Genomic DNA, 21,780 nt, shown 5'->3' with positions numbered 1-21,780 from the left:
TACTCTTATATACAGAGGTTGTCTTTTGGGCTACATAATGTTTCTAGAGAGCGCCGCACATTCATCGTCCTTTGTCGAGAAAGGGTTTGTGCGGCGCTTTTCTGTACCCTCTTTCTGGACCTCGTTCCTTGAGGTTTTTCTCTGGCATTATTACGAACTGTGACCGCAGGTTTAAACCTACTGCCGGTGAGTAGTAGAGTTGCCACGTAACCGATTATTCATTGCGGAGACCCCGTCGCGGCTGGCCTCCCCCAAGCTCATGAAGGAGCACCCCATGGCAAAGATTCTCAACAGCATTGTTGAAGCAACCGGCCAGACCCCCCTGGTTAAGCTGAACCGACTGGACGAGGGTCTTCCCGGTAACGTAGCGGTCAAGCTTGAGTTCTACAACCCCGCTGGTTCGGTTAAGGACCGTATCGGTCGCGCCATCATTGACGCTGCTGAGAAGTCGGGTGCGCTGAAGCCCGGCGGCACCATTGTTGAGGGCACTTCCGGTAACACCGGTATTGCGCTGGCTATGGTGGGTGCTGCTCGCGGTTACCGCGTCATCCTGACCATGCCGGAGACCATGTCTGCTGAGCGTCGCGTGCTGCTGCGCGCTTACGGTGCTCAGATTGTGCTGACCCCCGGTACCGAGGGTATGCGCGGCGCTGTGGAGAAGGCTAAGGAAATCGTTGCGACCACCGAGAACGCTATCCTGGCGTCCCAGTTCTCCAACGAGGCGAACCCCACTATTCACTACAACACCACCGGTCCCGAGATTTGGGAAGCAACCGACGGTAAGGTCGACATCTTCGTGGCGGGTATTGGTACCGGCGGCACCATCTCCGGTACCGGTAAGTACCTGAAGGAGCAGAACCCGAACGTGAAGGTTGTTGCGGTTGAGCCGAAGGACTCCCCGTTGCTCTCTGAGGGTCGCGTTGGCCCCCACAAGATTCAGGGCCTGGGCGCTAACTTCGTTCCGGAGACCCTGGACCGCGGCATCTACGATTCGGTGACTCCGGTCAGTGCTGAGGATGCTATGCGCACCTCCCGTCTGCTGGCTACCCAGGAAGGTATTCTGGGCGGTATTTCTTCCGGTGCGGCTGTGTGGGCTGCTCTGGAGGAGGCTAAGAAGTCTGAGAACAAGGACAAGCTGATTGTGGCTATCGTTCCTGACTTCGGTGAGCGTTACATCTCTACCGCTCTGTACGAGGATATCCGCGGCTAATTGAGCTTCTGAGCCCCCGCTATCGGGAGGACCTATAGTGCTACGCCCCGTCTGCCGATTGCATACACGGCAGGCGGGGCGTTTCTATGCCCTCTGCGAACTGTACGGCGAGGAGCTGAGCTGTTCCGCCGCTCCCCTGTTGGTCCCGGGCTGTTCTTTTCTGCCGTCCCGTGTGCATCCGCCGCGGTTGAGCAGTGATAGGGGCGGGTGCGTCCATCATATTGCTGATTGCGGTGGGAATAGCCGAAAGGGCCCCGTTGTTGGTACCTTTGGAAAGGTCGCATACACAGAGCACGACCGATGAGGGAAAGGGAACCCATGAGTTTTATTGCGCGTCTGCGTGAAGATATTGAGAACGTCCGCCAGCACGACCCTGCTGCGCGCGGCGCTGTCGAGATTGCGCTGAACTATTCGGGTATGCACGCCATTTGGGTTCACCGTCTGACCCATAAGCTCTGGCAGAAGGATGAGACGAAGGCTCTGGCCCGTACTCTTTCGCAGTTTGCTCGTTTTCTGACCGGTGTGGAGATTCACCCCGGTGCGACCATTGGCCGCCGTTTCTTCATTGATCACGGCATGGGCATTGTTATTGGTGAGACCGCTGAGGTTGGTGACGACGTGATGCTGTACCACGGTGTGACCCTGGGCGGTCGCTCCCTGGAGAAGGTGAAGCGTCACCCCACCATTGGTGACCGTGTGACCATTGGTGCCGGTGCGAAGGTGCTGGGCCCGGTGGAGATTGGTGCCGATAGCGCTATTGGTGCGAACGCAGTGGTCGTCAATAATCACCCCGCCGATTCGATTATTACCGGTATTCCTGCGAAGCACCGCCCGCGTACCCCGGAGAAGAAGAAGCCGCTGGTGGACGCTGTGGAGTACATTGACCCCGCCATGTGGATATAGCGCTTGGCAAGCGTTTTGACCCCGTAGAGGCGCACCTGGCGGCTCCTCACGAGGCTCCAAGCTCCTCACCGGGCTCCGCAGGTCTTCTCTCCTGCTATACGCCCCTCAAGATACCCCTGAGGCATCTCGGGGGCGCCCCGTCAAGACATAACGAACAAGACATAACGAAAGCCCGCCCCGGTTGGATTCTCATCCAGCCGAAGGCGGGCTTTATGTATTCAGCTACGGGAGCTTAGTGAACGTGAATGTCCGCTGCGTTCACCTCGGAACGGTCACCGCTCCACATGGTGTGGAAGGCGCCCTCTTCGTCAATACGACCGTAGGTGTGTGCACCGAAGAAGTCACGCTGACCCTGAATCAGGGATGCGGGCAGGCGGTCGCGGCGCAGACCGTCGTAGTAGGACAGTGCGGAAGCGAACACCGGCACGGGGATACCCAGTGCGGTTGCCTTAGCCACCACGCGACGCCAGGAAGGAACGAGCTCCTCCATGAGGTTCTTGAATGCGGGTGCCAGCAGCATGTTCGCGGGTGCTTCGCCTGCGTAGGCAGCCATGATGTCGCCCAGTAGCTCTGCCCGGATGATGCAGCCTGCACGCCACAGCGATGCGATGGTGTCCAGCTTCAGATCCCAGCCGTATTCCTTGCCTGCACGGGTCAGCAGGTCCATGCCCTGTGCGTACGCAACGAGCTTGGATGCGAAGAGTGCGCGGCGCACATCCTCAACGAACTCGGGGTCGCCTGCACCGATGCCGGTGGTTGCGATCAGACCTGCGGGCAGTTCGCGCTGTGCCTGCTCGCGCTGCTCACGCTCGGAGGAGGAGAGGGCGCGTGCGAACACAGACTCTGCGATAGCGGAGACGGGGGAACCGAGGTCCAGACCAGCCTTAGCGGTCCACAGGCCGGTACCCTTCTGACCCGCTGCGTCAACGATAACGTCGACCAGGGGCTTGCCGGTCTTTGCGTCAACCTGTGCGAGCACCTCAGCGGTGATTTCGATCAGGTAGGAGCTCAGGTCGCCTTCGTTCCAGGTCTTGAAGATTTCTGCCTGCTGTGCCGGCTCAATGCCTGCGATGGAGCGCAGAATGTCGTAAGCTTCGCCAATCACCTGCATGTCGGCGTACTCGATGCCGTTGTGGACCATCTTCACGAAGTGACCCGCGCCGTCGGTGGAGATCCATGCGCAGCAGGGTGCGCCGTCCTGCGGTGCCTTCGCTGCGATCTTTTCGAGCAGCGGGCCCAGGTGCTTGTAGGACTCTGCGGAGCCGCCGGGCATCATGGAGGGGCCCCAGAGAGCGCCCTCTTCGCCGCCGGAGACGCCAACGCCTACGAAGTGCAGGCCCTTTTCAGCCAGGGCGTGCTCGCGACGGATGGTGTCGGGGAAGTGGGAGTTACCGCCGTCAATAATGATGTCGCCCTCATCGAGCATGGGGGTGAGCTGCTCGATAACAGCGTCGACGGGTGCGCCCGCCTTGACCATAATCAGGATGCGGCGGGGAGACTCGAGGGAGTCGACGAGTTCCTGCAGGGACTCGGTGCGGATGAAGTCGCCGTCTGCGCCGTGCTCAGCCAGCAGTGCGTCGGTCTTCTCTACGGAACGGTTGTGCAGTGCCACGGTGTAGCCGTTACGTGCCAGGTTGCGGGCGAGGTTTGCGCCCATGACAGCAAGGCCGGTGACACCAATCTGTGCCTTCTTGTTTTCAGTCATGTATATAAGGATACGCGCTGAGGGCAGGCTATATATAGGTGGAGTGCACTTTTATGCTCTGAAGAGTCGCCCTTCTCACTCCTGGAGAAATATAGCGCGTGGAGAAAGTGCTTAGAACGGAAAAACCCCGGTACCTTGCGGTACCGGGGTAATTGGTGGGTCCTACCGGGATCGAACCGATGACATCCACGGTGTAAACGTGGCGCTCTACCAGCTGAGCTAAAGACCCGTAGTTCTCACTGTTTCGTTTGACGACCCAGTGGCGAACACAAGAAAAAACTATACGGACTTTCGATATGACATGCAAATCCACGGAGCGTGTTCTATGTCTCAATATTTTTTTCCTTTTCCCACTGCACCCCACACCAAGCCACACCAAGCCATAGTTGACACTCTCCCCTCAGATGGGTCACACCCCTTCGTTCCGCACCATTCCGCCACCCCCACCATTCCGCGCCATTTAGGTGCAAAAAGACCCTAACTAGTACTTTTGATGCGTATTTTTCCCACTCAGATAGTCACAATGCGAAACCCACATCACAAAAACCCTCATTTGAGACCAAGAGAGGCGCCTTTAGGTCTAAGATAGTAGAGATAAGAAGCGATGTGGGTCTTACGGACCTATAGCGCTTAAACACAAAGATTGTTCGACAACGCAACAACGCGCGGCGGGCGATCTCACAACCGCACAGAAGAGAGGTTGGATTAGTTTGGCTAACGTACCGAACGAGCACTCCCTGAGCACCCTTCTCGATGGCTTCAAGGACATCGACGTAGAAGAGACCCAGGAGTGGGCCGAGTCCCTCGAGGACCTTATCAAGACTCACGGCACTGAGCGTGCAGAGTACATCCTTCGCGCACTGCTCAAGGAGGCTGGCGCAAAGGGCGTTAAGGTCCCGACTCTGGTCAAGACCGACTACATCAACACCATCCCCGCCGACCAGCAGCCCGAGTACCCCGGTGATGAGGAACTCGAGCGCCAGTACCGCGCATGGATTCGTTGGAACGCAGCAATCATGGTTCAGCGTGCCCAGAAGAAGGGCATCGGCGTTGGCGGTCACATCTCCACCTTCGCAGGTGTGGCTGACCTCTACGAAATGGGCCAGAACCACTTCTTCCGCGGCCGTAACCACCCCGGTGGCGGTGACCAGGTCTTCTTCCAGGGTCACTCCTCCCCCGGTGTCTACTCCCGCGCATTCGTTGAAGGCGTCCTGAGCGAAGAGCAGATGGACGGCTTCCGCCAGGAGAAGACCAAGGGCGCAGACGGTATTCCTTCGTACCCGCACCCCCGTTGCATGCCCGAGTTCTGGCAGTTCCCGACCGTTTCCATGGGTCTGGGCCCCCTGAACGCAATCCACCAGGCATCCTTCAACAAGTACCTGCACAACCACAAGATCAAGGACACCTCCGAGCAGCACGTCTGGGCATTCCTGGGCGACGGCGAGATGGACGAGCCCGAGTCGCGTGGTGCACTGCAGCTGGCTGCAAACGAGCACCTGGACAACCTGACCTTCGTCGTCAACTGCAACCTGCAGCGTCTGGACGGCCCCGTTCGTGGTAACGGCAAGATCGTTCAGGAGCTCGAGGCATTCTTCCGCGGCGCAGGCTGGCACGTCATCAAGGTCCTGTGGGGCTCCGACTACGACGAGCTGCTCAAGAAGGACAAGAGCGGCAAGCTCATCCAGCTGATGAACGAGACCCTCGACGGTGACTACCAGACCTTCCGTGGCGAAGACGGTGGCTACATCCGCGAGCACTTCTTCGGCAAGTACCCCGAAACCAAGGAACTCGTTGCAGACCTGACCGACGAGCAGATCTTCAACCTGCGCCTGGGTGGCCACGACGACAAGAAGCTCTACGCAGCCTACAAGGAAGCTATGGAGACCAAGGGCAAGCCCACCGTCATCCTGGCACAGTCCATTAAGGGTGCGGAGCTCGGCCCCTACTTCGAGGCACGTAACTCCACCCACCAGATCAAGAAGTTCACCATGGAAGCACTGAAGGGCTTCCGTGACCACCTGAACATCCCCATCTCCGACGAGGAGCTGGAGAAGGATCTGTACAACCCGCCGTACTACCTGCCCGAGGCAAACCACCCGGCACTGCAGTACATGCAGGCACGCCGCAAGGAACTCGGCGGTTACATCCCCGGCCGTGCAAACACCCAGCCTGAGATTATCCTGCCCGAGTCCAAGGTCTACGCACAGACCAAGAAGGGCTCCGGCAAGCAGACCGCTGCTACCACCATGGCGTTCGTCCGCCTGATGAAGGACCTCATGCGTGTGAAGGGCTTCGGTCACCGTATCGCTCCCATCACCCCCGATGAGGCACGTACCTTCGGTATGGACTCCTTCTTCCCCTCGGCTAAGCTGTACAACCCCAACGGCCAGAACTACGTGCCCGTTGACCACCAGCTCATGCTCACCTACACCGAGTCCCCCGAGGGCCAGATCGTTCACGTGGGTATTAACGAGGCAGGCGCAACCGCTGCGTTCATCGCACTGGGCTCCTCCTACGACACCCACGGCGAGCCGATGATCCCGATTTACATCTTCTACTCGATGTTCGGCTTCCAGCGCACTGGCGACGGCTTCTGGGCTGCTGCCGACCAGCTGTGCCGCGGCTTCGTCATCGGTGCAACCGCAGGTCGTACCACCCTGTCCGGTGAGGGTCTGCAGCACAACGACGGCCACTCCCCGATTCTGGCGTCCACCAACCCGGCGTTCAAGATCTACGACCCGGCTTACGGCTACGAGATCGCTCACATCGTGGAGCGCGGTATCGAGCAGATGTACGGTACCAAGGACGAAGACCACAACGTCATGTACTACCTGACCGTGTACAACGAGCCGATTCACCAGCCTGCTGAGCCGGCAAACGTTGACGTTGAGGGCATCATCAAGGGTATCCACAAGATCAGCGAGTCCCCGCTGACCTCCGGCCCCAAGGCACAGCTGCTGGCATCCGGCGTTGCTGTTCCGTGGGCTGAGAAGGCTCAGCAGCTGCTGGCTGAGGACTGGGGCGTCTCCGCAGACCTCTGGTCTGTCACCTCGTGGACCGAGCTGCGCCGCGACGGCATTGCCGCTGAGGAAGAGGCTCTGCTGAACCCGAACCAGCCCGCTCGCGTTCCTTACGTGACCCAGAAGCTGGCTGGCGCTGCTGGCCCGATCGTCGCGACCACCGACTTCGCTTCGGATGTTCCCGACCAGATCCGCCAGTTCGTTCCGAACGACTTCGCAACCCTGGGTGCTGACGGCTTCGGCTTCGCAGACACCCGCCCGGGTGCACGTCGCTTCTTCCACATCGATGCAGAGTCGGTTGTTGTCCGCACCCTGCAGATGCTGGCAAAGCGCGGCGAGGTTGCAGCAGACGTTCCCGCGAAGGCATTCGCTAAGTACGACCTGCTCAACGTGAACGCTAACTCCGAGCTGGAGCAGCACTAAGCATTTAGCTGTAGAACCCCGGTTCTGCGTTAGAAGCTAAACGATGCCCCCGGTTGATGAATCATCAACCGGGGGCATTCGTGTTTTAACTGTGAATGGGTGCAGGATACCCGAGCTGATTCCTGTCGATATGCTCGTTGACTATGCGTTTCTCATGTAATAAATCAGACGTGACCGGAGTTTTGGTTGCCTGGTGCGTCTAGCCGGTGGTAGGCTTTAACCACCCTTCAACTATGATATTCGCCATAGTATCGGTGGATATTTTAGGGTGCCCGACCAGCATTACGGGGGGGGCACGACTCACTCATCTACGAGTATTTGTCCTCCATAACCCATAGGGGTTCATGATGAAGCTCTAGAACACTCTCCCAGCAGTAACGACGCTGCAGAAACACCCTTGTGCGTGGTCTGCCATAGCGTCTTGGCCTTTCGCTATGGGTGCGCTCCCAAGCTAGCAGGTACTCCCCCGAGATTCTGCTTATCGCTCTGGGATTCACATAGATTCCAGATTCTCTCGACACCCATATTCACCGGGTCATATGCTTTGCAACAATCAGCAAAATACAGCCCCGCTTTCTTTACTACCGCATATTCTTTATCCAATTAAGGAGGGAGAATTATGAACCTCAAGAAATTCTTTCAACCCGCAATGGCTATAACGTTTGCATTCACGTTAGCCTGCACATCCTGTTCTACAGGCCCGCAACTAGAACGTGATGAAACAGCCCAAGCAACTCTAGACTATAAAAACAACCAAATCATTACTCCACTCGAAGAATACAATGACCTTTTAGATGAAAATTCCCAGTATTACACTCGAGCCTTGGAAATTCTCAGGCAGCGCTGTTTCGCAAAACACGGCCAATCCTATGAAATATATATCCCGGATGTAGAAGATAGGAAATTCTTTTCGTCCGGTCGCGAGTTTGGCCTCTGGAACCCCGAATACGCCGCCAAATATGGAAACTACAAGCGAGGGAATGCACCATCATCCGGGGGCTATGACACAAAAATCATGGAACAGTGCATGCCTGAAATCTTAGCCACGTTGAAAGAGATCGCGGGCATCAGCCTCGAAGAGCAAAGTGGCCTCACAGAAGCCTATCGTCGAATCCACGGCGAATCCTATGCAGCTGCCATGAATCATCCTGAATGGAAAAAATACCGTGAAGCATGGTGGAAATGCCTATCGGATAAAGGTCTAACGCCACGAAAAGGCGACGAAGAATGGGGTACAAAAGAACTATCAAATGCAACTCGTGCTAGCGGTGATAATAATGCCCCGGCATCAGAAGAAGAAATTCGACTCAGCGTCATTGAAGCACAATGCAGTAAAGATACAGGAATGGCTCAAGGTCTTGCTAATCTTGTAGCTTCGTATCAAAAACCGCTCATCCGGGATAATGAAACAAAACTAGAAGAACAGCGAAAGCAGCTATCAGAAGTTAATCTCCGATATAAAGAGTGGGTTCTCAAAAACCAATAAATAGAATGTCCCCGATTGATAAATCATCAATCGGGGACCTTTATATATATTAACTACTCTACAAGATAGAGCAGGCTAATCGGCGAAGTGGCCGGTCACCTCCGCCAAACGCGCCGGATTCACCAGATCAGGGTGCGTACCCTCCAGCAGCACCGAACGGAACGACGACGCATGCGCCGCCCAACCCGCCGCATCCAAATACGGCTGATCCTCATGCGGCACACCCACCAGCAACACGTCCCCTTCAAAGAACGCCTGCTCAGCACCACGCATCAACGCCGCCGAAGCGCGCATACTACCCAGGCACACGCCCAGCTTCTCCTCCGGCAGGTAACCCATCGCCGACCCCGCCTTCTGCAGGCGTTCCAACGTACCCGGCAGGTCAAGCTGCTCATCGGCGGCAGGCTCCGGCAAACCACCCATACGCAGCAGCGCACGGAAGCTCTCCTGCTCATCCGGCGCAGGCACGCCCTGCCACTGCTCCGAAGGATACGCATCCAACAGGATGACGCGCTCAACCTGCGCACCCGCAGCCTGCGCCAAAGCCGCCACCTGCACCGCGGCAGTACCGCCCACAGACCAGCCCATCAACGCAAAACGACGCGGCAACGAACGCTCCGCCAGGGTCTTCTCAATCAGCTTCAGGTAGCCCTCAGCCAACTCCTGCAGGCTCGACGCAAACCCAGCCTGCGGGTCAGAGAACGCCTCAGCCTGCAAAGCGTACACGCCCTGCTGAGCCGGAAGATGCGAGAGGTACCCCGCATAGCACCAGCCCAAACCACCCGCAGGCGGCAGGATAAACAGCGGCGCGGGGGCCTCGGTAGTATCGGGGACAACGGGCTGCTCACGCAGCGGCAGAACCGGCGCGAACTCCCCACCCTCGCCACGCTCGCCCGCAATGGACGCCGCCAAAGCCTGCACGGTCGGATGCGCAAACAGCGCACCAATGCTCACGCTCAGACCCAGCTGCTCCTCAACCGCGGCAATCACCTCAAGAGCCGCCAACGAATGACCACCCGAGGCGAAGAAATCCTCATCCACGCCGAAACGCTCACGACCCAGCACACCGGCAATAATCGAGCACAGCTGCTGCTCCAGCAGACCGTGCGGGCCCTCAGCATCAGAAGTCTGAGGGGTCAGGTCGAGGGACGCCAACAGCTTGCGATCCGCCTTACCGGAGGGGCTCACCGGCAGAGCAGGCAGGGTGTGCCACAGGGTCGGAACCATGTAGTCCGGCAGCACCTGCGCACAATGCTCACGCGCCGCCTCCACCAGCTGCTCGGCACGCTCAGCGGGCACGTCGCCGACCTCCAGCACCGCCGCCAGGGCAGGCTCACGCAGACCGCGGTACAGCAGAGCCACCGAAGCGCTCACACCCTCAACCGCGGCGAGAGCCATCTCAATATCGCCCAGCTCCAGGCGCTGACCGCGCACCTTAATCTGATAATCCGTGCGGCCGCGGTAGCCAATGACGGCGCGACCATCGGGAAGAATCTCCCAGCATGCCAAATCACCCGTACGGTACAGGCGCTGACTCTCACCGTTCAGCATTGCGAGCGCACCGGCAGGAGCCTGCTCCACAAAAGCCGCCGCGGTCGCCTGCGGGTTGTTCTTGTAGCCGCGCGCCAGCTGCACACCCGACAGGTGCAGTTCACCCGTCACACCCACCGGCACGGGGTGGCCGGTCGGGTCAAGAATCAGGGTGCCGGTGTTCCAGACCGGCTCACCAATGGGCACGCTCTCGCGCTGCGGGTCGCCGGAAGTCTCCCAGAAGGTCACGTCCACCGCCGCCTCGGTCGGGCCGTAGAGGTTCAGCGGGTACACTCCCAGAACCTCGCCCGCGGCCTGCACCTGGTCCTTCTGCAGCGCCTCACCCGAGCAGACCACGTAGCGCAGGGGCTGCTCTCGATCCTGGCCGAAGCCAGCATCAGCCAGGATGCGGCGCGCCGCCGGCGAAGAGGTCAGCGCCGACAGCATGGTCGGCACAAAGTGCACCGCCGTGACGGACTGCTCGGCAATCACGCGCGCCAGGTAGGCGGGGTCGCGGTGCCCCTCCGGGGCGGCAATGACCACGGCGGCACCCTCGGCGAGAGGCCAGTACAGCTCCCACACGTGCACGTCAAAGGAGATGGGGGTCTTGTGCAGAACGCGGTCGCCCTCCCCCACCGGAATCTGGTGCTGCTGCCAGCGCAGGCGGTTATCAATCGCCCGGTGGCTAATGGCAACGCCCTTAGGCCTGCCCGTTGAGCCGGAGGTGAAGAGCACGTAAGCGTCCTCATCCAGACCGGTTTTGACGCCCGGAAGCTCCTCAGCGGCGGGTGCCTGTACAGGTTCCTCGATGGTCAGCTGCGGTAGGGTGTGCTGGGGCAGGTTCGCGTGACGTGCAGGCTCCTGCGGGTTCAGCTCTTCCGCGCTCAGCGGCTGCAGACCGGGGCCGTGCAGCAGCAGGGAACATTCGGCATCCTCTATCATCACGCCCACACGCTCGGCGGGCAGATCAGGAAGCACCGGCACGTAGGTGGCGCCAGCGTACAGCAGGGCGTACAGCGCCACGTACTGCTCGGCGCCGCGGTGCACACGCAGACCCACCGCGTCTGAAGGGCGAACGCCCCAGTCCAGCAGCTGCGCGGCAAGCGCACGGGCACGCTCGTCCAGTTCGGTGTAGGTGAGGGCGCGGTCAAAAGCGTAGGCGCGATCCGACTCGGGGGTGAGCACCTCACCGGGCACGGGGGCAGAATCCAGCACGGCGAGCGCCTGCGGATGCGCCGCCACCCCCTCACGGAAGCGACCCAGCAGGGTCTTGTACTCCATCGGGTGGTCGGTAAGCGCCGGGGCGGTCAGCTCGCGCAGGGTCGCCAGTTCAGCCTCGGTCGCCAAGCCGAGGTTGTTCAGGGAGGCGCCCTCGCGCTGCGCTTCCGCCGCGTAGGCGGGCAGCCACTCGCTCAGGCGGGCGGCGTGACGTTCCAGCTCCTCAGCGGTGTAGAGCGCCGGGTTCATGTCAATCTCGCAGGAGATGATATTGCCGCGGCCGGGCATGCCGCGCAGGGTGAAGGTCGCGTCAGCAACGGGACCGGCAGAGATATTGTGAATGTGCGCGGTCGGTACCGCGGATCCGGACTTGTCCTTGGAGGGTGCCGCCAGCGGCAGCACCGCGTCAAAGGGCACCACGTTAATCTGCGCACCAAACAGCCTGGACTGGGCGTTACGCGCGGTACGCTCGAGGTCTTCCTGACGAGCCAGCGGATGCTCCGCGTTGCGGGCGTACTGCTCCTTCACCGAGTGCAGGGACTGTGCGATGGGGCCGGTCGCCGCAACCTGCACCGGCAGAACGTTCACGGCGGTACAGCCGGTCTGCGCGCTCGCCGTGCCCAGGGCGCGGGTCGCCTCCGGCAGGGTGCGGGCGAACATGCGGTTCATCTGCGGCACGCCGAACGAAGCCTGCGGGTAGCCACCCACACGCGCCAGGTAGGCGCCGACGGCGGCGGTCGCCAGCACGGGCCAGGAGACGGCGTGCTGCTTTGCCGCATCCAGCAGGGCCTGCTGGGTGGGTACGTCAATGCTGAACGCCAGGCGCTCAGACTGCGCCGACGGGGAGGCGGTACGACCCGCTAGGGAGGTGTCTTCCTGCTCCAGGGCGCCGCTCGCCTCCCAGAAGGCGACGTCTTCGTCACGGGCGGTGGAGGCGGCGTCGTCGGCGTCGAGCAGCTGCTGCAGGCTCATGCGGCGGGTTGCCGGAACCGGCTGACCGGCGGACAGGGCGCGGTATACCGCCGCCACGCGGGAGAGGCCGTTGAACGCGGCGAATCCGTCGGCAACCACGTGGGAGAAGGAATGGTACACCCAGAGGAACCCGCCGTAACGCGCCACTGCGCTGCGCACGGTCACGCCCTCATCGGTGGCGAGGGGCTGGGCGAGCAGTCGCTGCGCCCAGGCGCGCACCGGCGCGGGCAAGTTAGAGTCAGGCAGGGCTGATTCAGGCAGGTTAGAGGCGTTCTCCTCCCCCGCCTCGGCGGTGCCGCTCAGCTCGCGCTCCTCCAGTTCGCCCCCGTCCAGTTTGCTTCCGTCCACGAGCAGGTCAATGCCCGAAAGGAACGCCTCAAGCGGCAGAATCTGCTGGGAGGCGGCACCATCGGCAATGCGGGTGCGCACGCGGAAGCCCTCGTTCTCGCGGTAGAGCTGTTCAAAAGCCTCACGTAGCAGAGCGAGGTCGGTGTCTGCGGGGCATTGCAGAACCTCCGCGGTGTTGTAGCAGGGGTTCGTCGGGTCAATCGCGGCGGCAAAGTAGATGCCGCGTGCGTTGGTGGTCAGCGGTAGCCAGGGGCTGTCAGCGCTGTGCTGTGCGGAGGGGTTCGCGGCGGTGCGAAGGTCGGAAGCAGTCCCGAAGCTAGCGGGTGCGGTAGTATCAGCTACGCCCATGGTGGCCTCTCAAAGGTCTGGATTAGGGGTCTGGATTAGGGATGATATGCGGTGTGTTAAAGGTAGGTGTGAAAGGTAGGCTACTGCCCCGCCGCTTCACGCTGACAGAAGTGCGCTGACAAGGGTAAACGCAGCTACACAACACGGCGTAAAACCGGCGCAAAGAAAAACGAGGCGAGTAGCAAACACCCCGGGCGCCCGCCTGCATTCGCGGCAGGCGGGCACTCGGGGTGCGGTAACGCTTAGCCCAGGCGGGAGGCGATGAACTCCACGGTCGGGTTCTCCACCAGCTCGGTAAACTCAATCACGGCGCCCTCAGCGGCAAGGTCGTCGAGCAGGGCGAATGCGCCCATAGAGTCCATGCCTAGGGAGAACAGGTCGGTGGTCGGCTCGTCAAAAGCGGTCTGCAGGGAGTCGGGCTCGACGATGTACTTCTCCATGATGGGGCGCAGGGTCTCAAATGCGGACATTTTTCTCCTCAATAGGGGTAGGAATAAGGGCGTACGGTTTAGCTGAAAATGGTCAGCTCAAAGGGTTTAGCCGAAAATTTCGGCAAGCTTGGCGCGCAGTTCGCGGCGAGAAATCTTACCCACGTTCGTGGTGGGTAGCTCCTGCAGAACCTGCACTCGCTCCGGAATCTTGAAGTCGGCGAGCTTCTTCGAGGTGAAGAACTCGTGCATCGTGCGGCGCGGGTTTTCGCCCAAGTCGGCGCCTTCCTGCGGCACAATGACCAGGCCCACGCGCTCACCCACGGTCTCATCCGGGATGCCCAGGACCACGGCGTCAAAAACGTCGGGGTGGGTCAGCGCCAGCTCTTCGATTTCGTCCACGGCAATCTTCTCGCCATTGCGGTTAATCTGGTCCTTCGCGCGGCCGGTCACCTCAAGGTACTTGCCTGCGACCAGTCGCACAATGTCACCGGTGCGGTAGAAGCCGTCCTCGGTGAATCCGTAGCGGTTCGCGTTCTCCTCCAGGTAGTAGCCGCGAATCGTGTACGGGCCGCGGGTGAGCAGGTGGCCGCTCTCGCCGCGCTTGACCGGCTGGTCCTGATCATCAACAATCAGGATTTCGTCGTCGGGGCTGATTGGGTAGCCCTGGGTCCTCAGACGCATCTCAATCGGGTCGGTCGAGCGGGTGTAGTTCACCAGGCCCTCAGCCATGCCGAACACCTGCTGAACGGTGCAACCGAGCACCGACTCGATCTTGCCCGCAACCGCCGGGGCCAGCTTCGAACCGCCCACCTGCAGGGTCTGCAGGGACGGCAGGGACACGCCGCGCTTTTCCGCGGAGGCAACCCACGCCTGAGCCAGCGGCGGCACCAGCGCGGAGGTGGTCACACCCTCCATCTCAATGAGGTGGAACGCAGTCTGCGGGGACGGATCCGCCGCGAACACCAGCTTGCCGGAGGCGCACATGACGCCCAGAATACCGGGCGAGCTCATCGTGAAGTTGTGCGCGGCGGGCAGCACCACGAGCATGGTCGTGTTGTTGTTCAGCTTGCAGATATCGACCGAGCCGCGCACCGAGTACAGGTAGGCGGCGTGGGTGCGAGGAATCAGCTTCGAAATGCCGGTCGTACCGCCGGAGAGCTGCAGGAACGCCACCTGCTCGCTCGCACGCAGGTTCTCGGTGTTCTGAATGACACCGGGCACGAACTCTTCAGCGAGCTCCTCTTCGGTCAGAGGGGTCAGCGGCTCCGCAACATCAATAGCAACCGGCGGCTCCAGGGAGTTCTTGCGCAGCTCGGCGGCAACGTCCTCGTGCAGGGCGGTAAAATCTGCGCCCGGGGTCAGCGAAGAGAACACGTGCGCCGCCGCGTCGGTGCGGGTCGCAAAGTGCACGAGCTCGGTGGTGCGGTGCTGCGGCAGGCAGAACACCGGCAGCGCCGCCGCCCAGAAAATACCCAGCAGGTACACCAGGTACTCGGCGGTGTTACCCAGCTGCAGCAGCACACGGTCACCGGGCTGCACGCCAGCCTGAACGAGGCGCGCAGCAGCGGCACGACCTGCCGCCTCCAGCTCACCGTAGGAGAGGCGAATCTGCTGGGGCTTGCCGTTCTCATCGAGCTGCGCGTGCGAAAGCGCCACCAGCGCCGGGAAGTGCGGCTTGGCGCGGCAGGCGTCCAGCAGGAACTCGGGGATGGTCTGGTCAATCCAGTAGCCGGCTTCGCGGTACTTCGCGGCAAAAGACTCGGGGATGAGCGGCGTGGGGGCCAGGGGGCTACGTTCTACGGTCATCTTCTCTCGATTTCTGTGTCGTTTGCGGTTTCTATAGCGCTCACGTGCTGCGTGCGTTCGCAGCGTGATGCCATCTCGTCAATGAGGGCGGGTGCGCAACCTGCGCCAGGTACCCTTCGGCACCCCTCGCGGCGCGGTAGTGTTGCACTTCTCTTAGGCTGTACTTCTCTAGGATACGGGCGCGGCGGTGTTTACCCTAACGGGGCACCCCGCACGCCCACCATGCGGGGTGTGCTCTACCCGTGCAGGATCCCTAGGCGATCTCTCGCTACTCCTCAGCTAAGCTCCGCTCAGCGCGCTCAGCCTCCCGGCGGGCAGCAATAATACGTTCCAACGCCGGCACAATCGCACCGCGCCAGCACGCATAATCGTGACCGCCGTTGAAGGTCGTGCAACGCGCATTCTTCAGGCCCAGCTTTTCCAGGCGCTCCTTCAGCTCGCGGTGAGGCGGTACCAGAACCCACTCCTGCTCCCCCACCTCAATCTCAAGGTAAAGGTGGCGCAGGCGGTCGATCTCACCCGCCGCTTCCAGCTCGTCCAGGCGGTCCATGACCTGCGGCTGCCACAGCGACGAAGACTGCGCAATCGCGCCGCCAAACGCCTCCGGACGGCTCAGCACCGCCAGCAAGGAGGACAGACCACCCAGCGACTGGCCGTTAATCACAATGTTCTGCGGCGCGGTCTTAATGCCGTGCACCGCCTCCAGGTGCGGGAACGCGATCTCTACCAGGTAGTCGGCAATCGGGTTGTCGCCGTTCAGCTCCTTCCAGCGGTTCTCACGGCCGCCAGAGTGCAGGAAGAACACGTGCATCGCCGGAATACGGCCCGCCTCGTGGGCACGGTTGAGGGTGTGCTCCATACCCTGGCTGAACCACATCTCACCGTCGAACTGGATGAACAGCGGCGCATCCGGGGCGGGGTCACCCACACGGCCGAGCACGTACTGGTGACCGTCAGAGGTCTGCATCCACTCGGGGGCGGGCAGCACGTCAATCTCTTCCTGAGTCAGGATGAAATCCTGCACCGGCGCATGCTCAAGCTGCACCACGCCCATGCAACGACCGATACGGTTGCACACGGTCTCGGGGTTCAGCGGGTCGCCCTCGCCGGAGTCCAGGGCGGCGCGCAGGCGCACCTGGTCGTCATCGCCCAGCCAGGCGGGGCGCTCGCCGGGCAGCGCCGGCAAGAAGTTGTAGGAGGCACGCCAGGTGGTTTCCATCTGCATGCTCAGCTGCCACCAGCCGGTACCCTCGATGCGGGTCATGAGGGAACGGTCGAGGTTCTTCTCATCGGTGAGGCGGTTGATGAACATGAGCACCTGCTCCGCCTGCTCGTTGTGGTACAGGAAGGTGACGATGCGCTCGTTCTCACTGATGCTGCCGTCTTCGCGGTGCACCGGCTCGATGATGGGGGTGCCTTCGGAGACGACCTCAAGGATGCGGGCGTTCAGCTCTTCGGGGCTGACCGCCTCGGCGATAATGGCGCTAACGAGGGGGCTGTCCACGCGCGGTGCCGGTACCGGGCGCGGAGTCTTGGGAGGGGTCGGGCGCACGGTCGGTGCAACGGTACGCGGCTGCGCCGAAGTAGCCTGTTCAGAAGTGTTCTGTGCAGAAATACTCTGCGCGGGAACGGTCGCGGTGGGTTCGTGCTCGCCCAACGGTTCCTCCTTGGTCTGTGGAAACACTCAATCGGTGAGAATCGGTGAGGAGGCGCATTATCATTAGTTAGCCTCTACTACCTCACTCTATGGTATCCCTTACCCAAACTCCAGCCAAAGGGAAAAGCGAAAGAACCACAACATGACATTCATGACAGCGAGCGCGGGGTTCAAATGCAGGCCCCAACTGTAGGTCGCAAACAGTGCCCACCACAAACAGGGCAGTTAAATGAGATGAGGCACCGAGACCGTGCATCAAACCTCCAAACAGTGAAGGTCTCATACGGCAGTCTCGGTGCCTCATCTGCGGGTTCCCAAAATGGAACCTACCCAGTGCTCGGATCCGTTCATGCGTCAAAGACGGGCGAGCACCGGGTAGGCGCCCTACGCGCAGGGGATCCTGGGTCCCTCAGATCCTAGCGTTCGCTGCTTGGCGCAATGCCGAGCTTTTCCACCCGTACTGAGACGGTTGGTGCTAACTCCCACGCGGCTTAGGGGCGAAAACTATTCGCTTTCGCGGGCCGCCGAAATAGCGTCAGCGGCAATATGAATTGTTTGGTTCTCCTTCGGAATAACCAAAGGGGTACCAGTGCATGGATCAGGAATAATGACCGATTGCAGGTCAAAAACTTCCTGAATAAGTTCCGGTGTAATTATCGCACGCGGATCGCCCTGAGCGATAATCCGTCCCTGCTTCATTAACACAACATGAGTAGCATACCTGAAAGCAAGGTTCAGGTCATGCAAAACCACGGCTACAGTCCGACCTTCGGAATGCAACTTCTTCGTCAGGTTCAGCACTTCAATCTGGTGCGTGATGTCCAGGTAGGTGGTCGGCTCATCGAGCAGGATCAGCGGGGTCTGCTGCGCCAGGGTCATGGCAATCCACACGCGCTGACGCTGACCACCGGACAGCGCCTCAATGGGGCGTTCGGCAAGCTCCAGAACGTTCGCAGCCTGCATCGCATCCACACAGGCGCGCTCGTCCTCATCGGACCAGGAACGCAGCAGCGACTGGTGCGGGTAGCGGCCGCGCGCCACCACATCCGCCACGGTCACGCCGCTAGGCGCCTCCGGGGTCTGCGGCAGCATCGCCAGGATCTTGGCGATGGCGCGGGACTTCATCTGCGGCAGCGGGGTGCCGTCCAGGCGAACCTCACCCTGCTTGAGCGGGTTCACGCGGGCAAGAGCCTTCAGGGTGGTCGACTTACCGCAGGCGTTCGGGCCCAAGATAACGGTCAGCTCCCCCTCCGGCACCTGAAAATCTACCCCGTTGAGCACCGTATGCTCACCGTAGGCAACCACCATGTTCTCGCCTTCAAGGCGGGTCGTCACACTAGTGTTCACTAGCTCTTCTTCCTTTCGAGGTAAATCAGGTAAATCAGGTACAGGCCGCCAATCGCGCCGGTCACCACACCCACCTGAATGATGCGTCCGGGAACAGCGAATCGGCCAATCAGGTCAGAGCCGAGCACCATGAGCGCACCCATAAGTGCCGCGGAGGTGAAGCCCACCCCGCCACTACGAGACAGGGTCTTCGCGATGTGCGGTGCCGCCAGGGCGACAAAGGCAATCGGGCCGGTCGTCGCGGTCGCCAGCGAAACCAGAAGCACACCGATAAACAGAGCCGCCACACGGTACGCATTCACGCTCACACCCAAACCGGATGCCACCTGGTCACCAAAACGAATCGCGCCCAGCGGGCGGACCAGCATCAGCAGCAGCGGAGTCACCACGAGCAACAGACCCATCAGCGCGTAGGTGCGCTCCCACGTGATGTCATTGAGCGAACCGGCAAGCCAGGACGCCGCGGTCTGCGCCTGAGTCAGCGAAGCACGCACCACCAGCAACGCATTGAACGCCGCCAGGGTCGAACCCACACCAATACCGACCAGCACCAGACGGAAGCCATGCAGGCCCGTGCGGCGCGTCAACAGCCACACCAGCACCGAAGTCGCCAAGCCACCAGCCACAGCGCCCAGAGCAACCTCAACGGGACCGGAATTGAAGACAATAATCTGCAACAGCGCACCGGTCGCGGCACCATTCGTGAAGCCGATAATATCCGGCGAACCCAGGGCATTACCCGAAATCACCTGGAAAATCGCACCCGACAGACCAAGCGCCGCACCCACCAGAAGCGCCGCCACAATACGCGCCGCACGCTGCTGAGCGAAAGTCACAGCAATCTGCTTACCCTCACCCATCAACGCCGGAATGACCTTCTCCGGGGCGAGCTTATAATCACCCTGCAACATGCCCCAAAACGCCAGCGCCGCAATCAGCACCACCAACGCCACATTCAGGATCAGCACACGCCACGGCACCTGAGCACTCAGCGGACCGCGCACAGTCAACACCGGGCGGCCACCCAAATCGCGGCCGCTACGACGCGCAGAACGATTAGCGGAGCTGGTGGCAGTCGCCGTCGAAACAGCGGAAGAATTCGACATCAGAGAGCCTCCACCTTACGACGAGTCATCAAGAACAAGAACACCGGGGCACCGGCAAGAGTCGCCACAATACCCACCTGAGTCTCCTGCGGAGCCACCAGCACACGCGCCAACACGTCAGCACACAGCAGCCACACCGGACCCAACAGCGCCGAACCATAATTCACCCAGCGCACATCATTACCGAGCAAAGCACGCACCACAAACGGCACCGCCAAACCCACAAAACCAATCGGACCCACCGCAGCAGTCGCTGCACCGGCAAGCACCGTCACCGCCAGCAACGTCAAATTCTGGGTCGTACGCACACTCACGCCGAGGCTGGTCGCCGCCTCCTCGCCCATACTCAGAGCATTAATCGCAGGAGCCACAAAGAACGCCACCAGCATACCCAGCACAATCACCGGACCCACCGTGGACGCGATATCCATACCGCGGCCCTCCAGCGAACCGGCAACCCACACACGGAACTCGTTATACGCATCCTGATCAGCCAAAATCAGGCCCTGCGCAATCGCCGACAGCGCCGCAGAAATCGCCACACCCGCCAGAGCGAGCTTCACAATCGATCCGTCACGGCCACGACCCAGCGTGTACACCAGCACCGCAGCCAACGCGCCACCAATCGTCGCAGCAACCATGTACTGCCAAATACCCATCACGCCAAAAACCACCACGGAGCCAATCACAGCCACCGCAGCACCGGCGTTCACGCCCATCAGGCCGGGCTCAGCCAGCGGGTTACGAGTCAACGACTGCATCAGAGAACCGGCAATAGCCAACGCCGCACCCGCCGCAAGACCCACCAGGGTACGCGGAATGCGCTGCTCCATCACAATCGTCTGCGCCTGCTCAGAAGCAGTGCCATTGAAAACAGCCAGAACCTGATCCGGCGGAAGATTATTCGACCCGAACAGCAAAGAAGCAGCCACAGCCCCCACCAAAAGCACCGCAAACAAGAACAGAAAAGCCAGGCGCTTACCCAACTTCTGCCCCTGAATCACAGAACCCTGACGGGACGTACTCTCCTGCTGAACATCTCGGGACAATGAGCTCGTGCGGGCCACTATGCTCCTTATGCTCGATACAAGAAAACGGGGAGGCACACCCGGCGCACCCACACCACACGAGGGGCACCCGGCACACCGGTAGATAACGAGAGAAACGCCGGAGCGGGCGGGCTACTCCCCCACCCGCATCCGATGTTAAGTCTTAGCGCTTACGGGTCAGCAGCAGCGCAGCGGCACCCACAATGCTTACGCCCAGAACCACCACGCCAATCCACGGGAACGCAGCACCGTAAGTCACGGTCTGAACGGTGGATGCGGTGTTAGCCGCGCCCGAAGCCGAAGCGCTCGGGCTCGACGCAGCACCGCGCGCAACAGCCGAAGAAGATGCGCTCGCCGAAACGGTTGCCTTCTTCTGGGCATTTGCAGAAGCCGAAGCAGCAGGCGCAGCGGAAGAGCCAGAGGTACCGGAGGTACCGGAAGAGTCAGCTTCCGCGTTCAGGCGGTCGTACTCCTCCTTAGTGATGGTGTTGCCGTCAGCGTCGGTGTACACTGTCTCAGCCTCAGCCGCGCCACCTGCAGAACCATTCGAGGAGCCGTTCGAACCACCATTGGAGGAGGACTCGTTGGAATCGTTAGAGCCCTGAGCCTCGTCTGCAGAGTCTGAGTTGTTAGAGTTCGAGCCGCCGTTCGAGGAACCACCGTTGCTCTTCGAGCTGGAAGAGCCGCGGTTCGAGGAAGAACCCGAAGAGTTCGAGGAGGAATTATCCGAACCGCCCTCACCCACCACGGTGAACTCGGGGCTGCGGTTGCTGTACGCCTCGGTACCCAGGTACTTGCCGTCCTTGTCGCGCTTCTCACCGGATGCGAGGAAACGCAGGGTGTGGGTGCCAGGGCCTACATCCGGCAGAACGAAGGAACCGGAGACGTTGCCGTTGCTATCGGCCTTCTGCTGGTGCACCACGCACGCGCCCTGAGCCGCATCGGAGGGGCACAGGTTGCCGTCGTCCACCTTCACGGACACCACAGCATTCGCGGGGAAGCCGCTTAGGGTAAAGGAAATCACGCCGTGCTCACTCACGGAGGAGGAAACGGTTGAGGAGGTGCCGGGGGTGGATGCCTTTGCACCGCCCGGAGGCAGAGCGGATGCAGTGCCAACACCCAAGCCCAGCGCCAGGGTTGCGGCAGCGCAGGCGGTCAGCGCCTTAGAGGTCAGGGATGCCTTCGGGGCTCCCGAAAAAGGTGCACGCATGGTGGTCCTTT

General features: G+C 60.9%; 13 protein-coding genes and 1 tRNA gene. 4 read left to right on the top strand and 10 right to left on the bottom strand.

Features of this window, described 5'->3' with window-relative positions; all coding sequences use genetic code 11:
* Nucleotides 1-274: 274 nt before the first annotated feature.
* Nucleotides 275-1,210 carry a cysteine synthase A gene (cysK, locus tag O3649_RS02335; protein ID WP_371572577.1) on the top strand — a complete coding sequence of 312 codons (936 nt, stop codon included), beginning with the start codon at nucleotides 275-277 and terminating at the stop codon, nucleotides 1,208-1,210.
* Nucleotides 1,211-1,528: 318 nt separating this feature from the next.
* The gene (gene epsC, locus O3649_RS02330; protein ID WP_311448716.1) at nucleotides 1,529-2,113 is read left to right on the top strand and encodes a serine O-acetyltransferase EpsC; all 585 of its coding nucleotides are present in this window, start codon (nucleotides 1,529-1,531) and stop codon (nucleotides 2,111-2,113) included.
* A gap of 232 nt (nucleotides 2,114-2,345) precedes the next feature.
* On the opposite strand, the gene gndA is transcribed toward epsC, so the two are convergent.
* Complete coding sequence (gene gndA, locus O3649_RS02325) at nucleotides 2,346-3,818, bottom strand: NADP-dependent phosphogluconate dehydrogenase (RefSeq protein ID WP_005505596.1); 1,473 nt, start codon at nucleotides 3,816-3,818, stop codon at nucleotides 2,346-2,348.
* Between the two features lie 153 nt (nucleotides 3,819-3,971).
* A tRNA-Val gene (locus tag O3649_RS02320) sits at nucleotides 3,972-4,047 on the bottom strand.
* A gap of 481 nt (nucleotides 4,048-4,528) precedes the next feature.
* Here O3649_RS02320 and aceE point away from each other — a divergent pair.
* Nucleotides 4,529-7,261 carry a pyruvate dehydrogenase (acetyl-transferring), homodimeric type gene (gene aceE, locus O3649_RS02315; protein ID WP_371572575.1) on the top strand — a complete coding sequence of 911 codons (2,733 nt, stop codon included), beginning with the start codon at nucleotides 4,529-4,531 and terminating at the stop codon, nucleotides 7,259-7,261.
* Between the two features lie 619 nt (nucleotides 7,262-7,880).
* Entirely contained in the window at nucleotides 7,881-8,747 is an 867-nt protein-coding gene (locus O3649_RS02310; RefSeq protein ID WP_070615994.1) for a hypothetical protein, read from the top strand.
* Between the two features lie 75 nt (nucleotides 8,748-8,822).
* Here the strand turns inward: O3649_RS02310 and O3649_RS02305 are convergent, their stop codons facing one another.
* From O3649_RS02305 to O3649_RS02270, 8 genes are all read right to left on the bottom strand, one after another.
* Nucleotides 8,823-13,163 (bottom strand): amino acid adenylation domain-containing protein, encoded by a 4,341-nt coding sequence (locus O3649_RS02305; protein WP_371572573.1) that lies wholly within the window; start codon nucleotides 13,161-13,163, stop codon nucleotides 8,823-8,825.
* Nucleotides 13,164-13,405: 242 nt separating this feature from the next.
* Complete coding sequence (locus tag O3649_RS02300; RefSeq protein WP_005507422.1) at nucleotides 13,406-13,633, bottom strand: phosphopantetheine-binding protein; 228 nt, start codon at nucleotides 13,631-13,633, stop codon at nucleotides 13,406-13,408.
* A gap of 66 nt (nucleotides 13,634-13,699) precedes the next feature.
* Nucleotides 13,700-15,400, bottom strand: coding sequence for a (2,3-dihydroxybenzoyl)adenylate synthase (locus O3649_RS02295; protein ID WP_294632895.1), 1,701 nt, complete (start codon nucleotides 15,398-15,400; stop codon nucleotides 13,700-13,702).
* Between the two features lie 268 nt (nucleotides 15,401-15,668).
* Complete coding sequence (locus O3649_RS02290) at nucleotides 15,669-17,057, bottom strand: enterochelin esterase domain-containing protein (RefSeq protein WP_371572571.1); 1,389 nt, start codon at nucleotides 17,055-17,057, stop codon at nucleotides 15,669-15,671.
* Nucleotides 17,058-17,561: 504 nt separating this feature from the next.
* Nucleotides 17,562-18,404: an ABC transporter ATP-binding protein gene (locus O3649_RS02285; protein ID WP_070614918.1), complete on the bottom strand. Its 843-nt coding sequence runs from the start codon at nucleotides 18,402-18,404 to the stop codon at nucleotides 17,562-17,564.
* Nucleotides 18,404-19,510 carry an iron chelate uptake ABC transporter family permease subunit gene (locus O3649_RS02280; RefSeq protein WP_294632898.1) on the bottom strand — a complete coding sequence of 369 codons (1,107 nt, stop codon included), beginning with the start codon at nucleotides 19,508-19,510 and terminating at the stop codon, nucleotides 18,404-18,406. The genes O3649_RS02285 and O3649_RS02280 overlap by 1 nt, the downstream gene beginning before the upstream one ends.
* A complete protein-coding gene (locus tag O3649_RS02275) occupies nucleotides 19,510-20,559 on the bottom strand; it encodes an iron ABC transporter permease (RefSeq protein WP_233992320.1) in 1,050 nt (349 codons plus the stop codon). Before O3649_RS02275 ends, O3649_RS02280 begins: the two co-directional genes overlap by 1 nt.
* A gap of 163 nt (nucleotides 20,560-20,722) precedes the next feature.
* On the bottom strand, nucleotides 20,723-21,769 hold the full coding sequence (locus tag O3649_RS02270; protein ID WP_005505567.1) for a hypothetical protein: 1,047 nt from the start codon (nucleotides 21,767-21,769) through the stop codon (nucleotides 20,723-20,725).
* Between the last annotated feature and the right edge of the window lie 11 nt (nucleotides 21,770-21,780).

Source organism: Rothia sp. 27098_8_29 (assembly GCF_041432785.1).
Taxonomy (GTDB): Bacteria; Actinomycetota; Actinomycetes; order Actinomycetales; family Micrococcaceae; genus Rothia; species Rothia mucilaginosa.
This window is presented reverse-complemented; position numbering and strand designations above follow the sequence as displayed.

Excerpts from the sequence above, each read along its gene's own strand:
- cysK (WP_371572577.1), top strand. The coding sequence starts at position 275 with ATGGCAAAGATTCTCAACAGCATTGTTGAAGCAACCGGCCAGACCCCC.
- epsC (WP_311448716.1), top strand. The coding sequence starts at position 1,529 with ATGAGTTTTATTGCGCGTCTGCGTGAAGATATTGAGAACGTCCGCCAG.
- gndA (WP_005505596.1), bottom strand. The coding sequence starts at position 3,818 with ATGACTGAAAACAAGAAGGCACAGATTGGTGTCACCGGCCTTGCTGTC.
- O3649_RS02310 (WP_070615994.1), top strand. The coding sequence starts at position 7,881 with ATGAACCTCAAGAAATTCTTTCAACCCGCAATGGCTATAACGTTTGCA.
- O3649_RS02305 (WP_371572573.1), bottom strand. The coding sequence starts at position 13,163 with ATGGGCGTAGCTGATACTACCGCACCCGCTAGCTTCGGGACTGCTTCC.
- O3649_RS02300 (WP_005507422.1), bottom strand. The coding sequence starts at position 13,633 with ATGTCCGCATTTGAGACCCTGCGCCCCATCATGGAGAAGTACATCGTC.
- O3649_RS02295 (WP_294632895.1), bottom strand. The coding sequence starts at position 15,400 with ATGACCGTAGAACGTAGCCCCCTGGCCCCCACGCCGCTCATCCCCGAG.
- O3649_RS02280 (WP_294632898.1), bottom strand. The coding sequence starts at position 19,510 with ATGTCGAATTCTTCCGCTGTTTCGACGGCGACTGCCACCAGCTCCGCT.
- O3649_RS02270 (WP_005505567.1), bottom strand. The coding sequence starts at position 21,769 with ATGCGTGCACCTTTTTCGGGAGCCCCGAAGGCATCCCTGACCTCTAAG.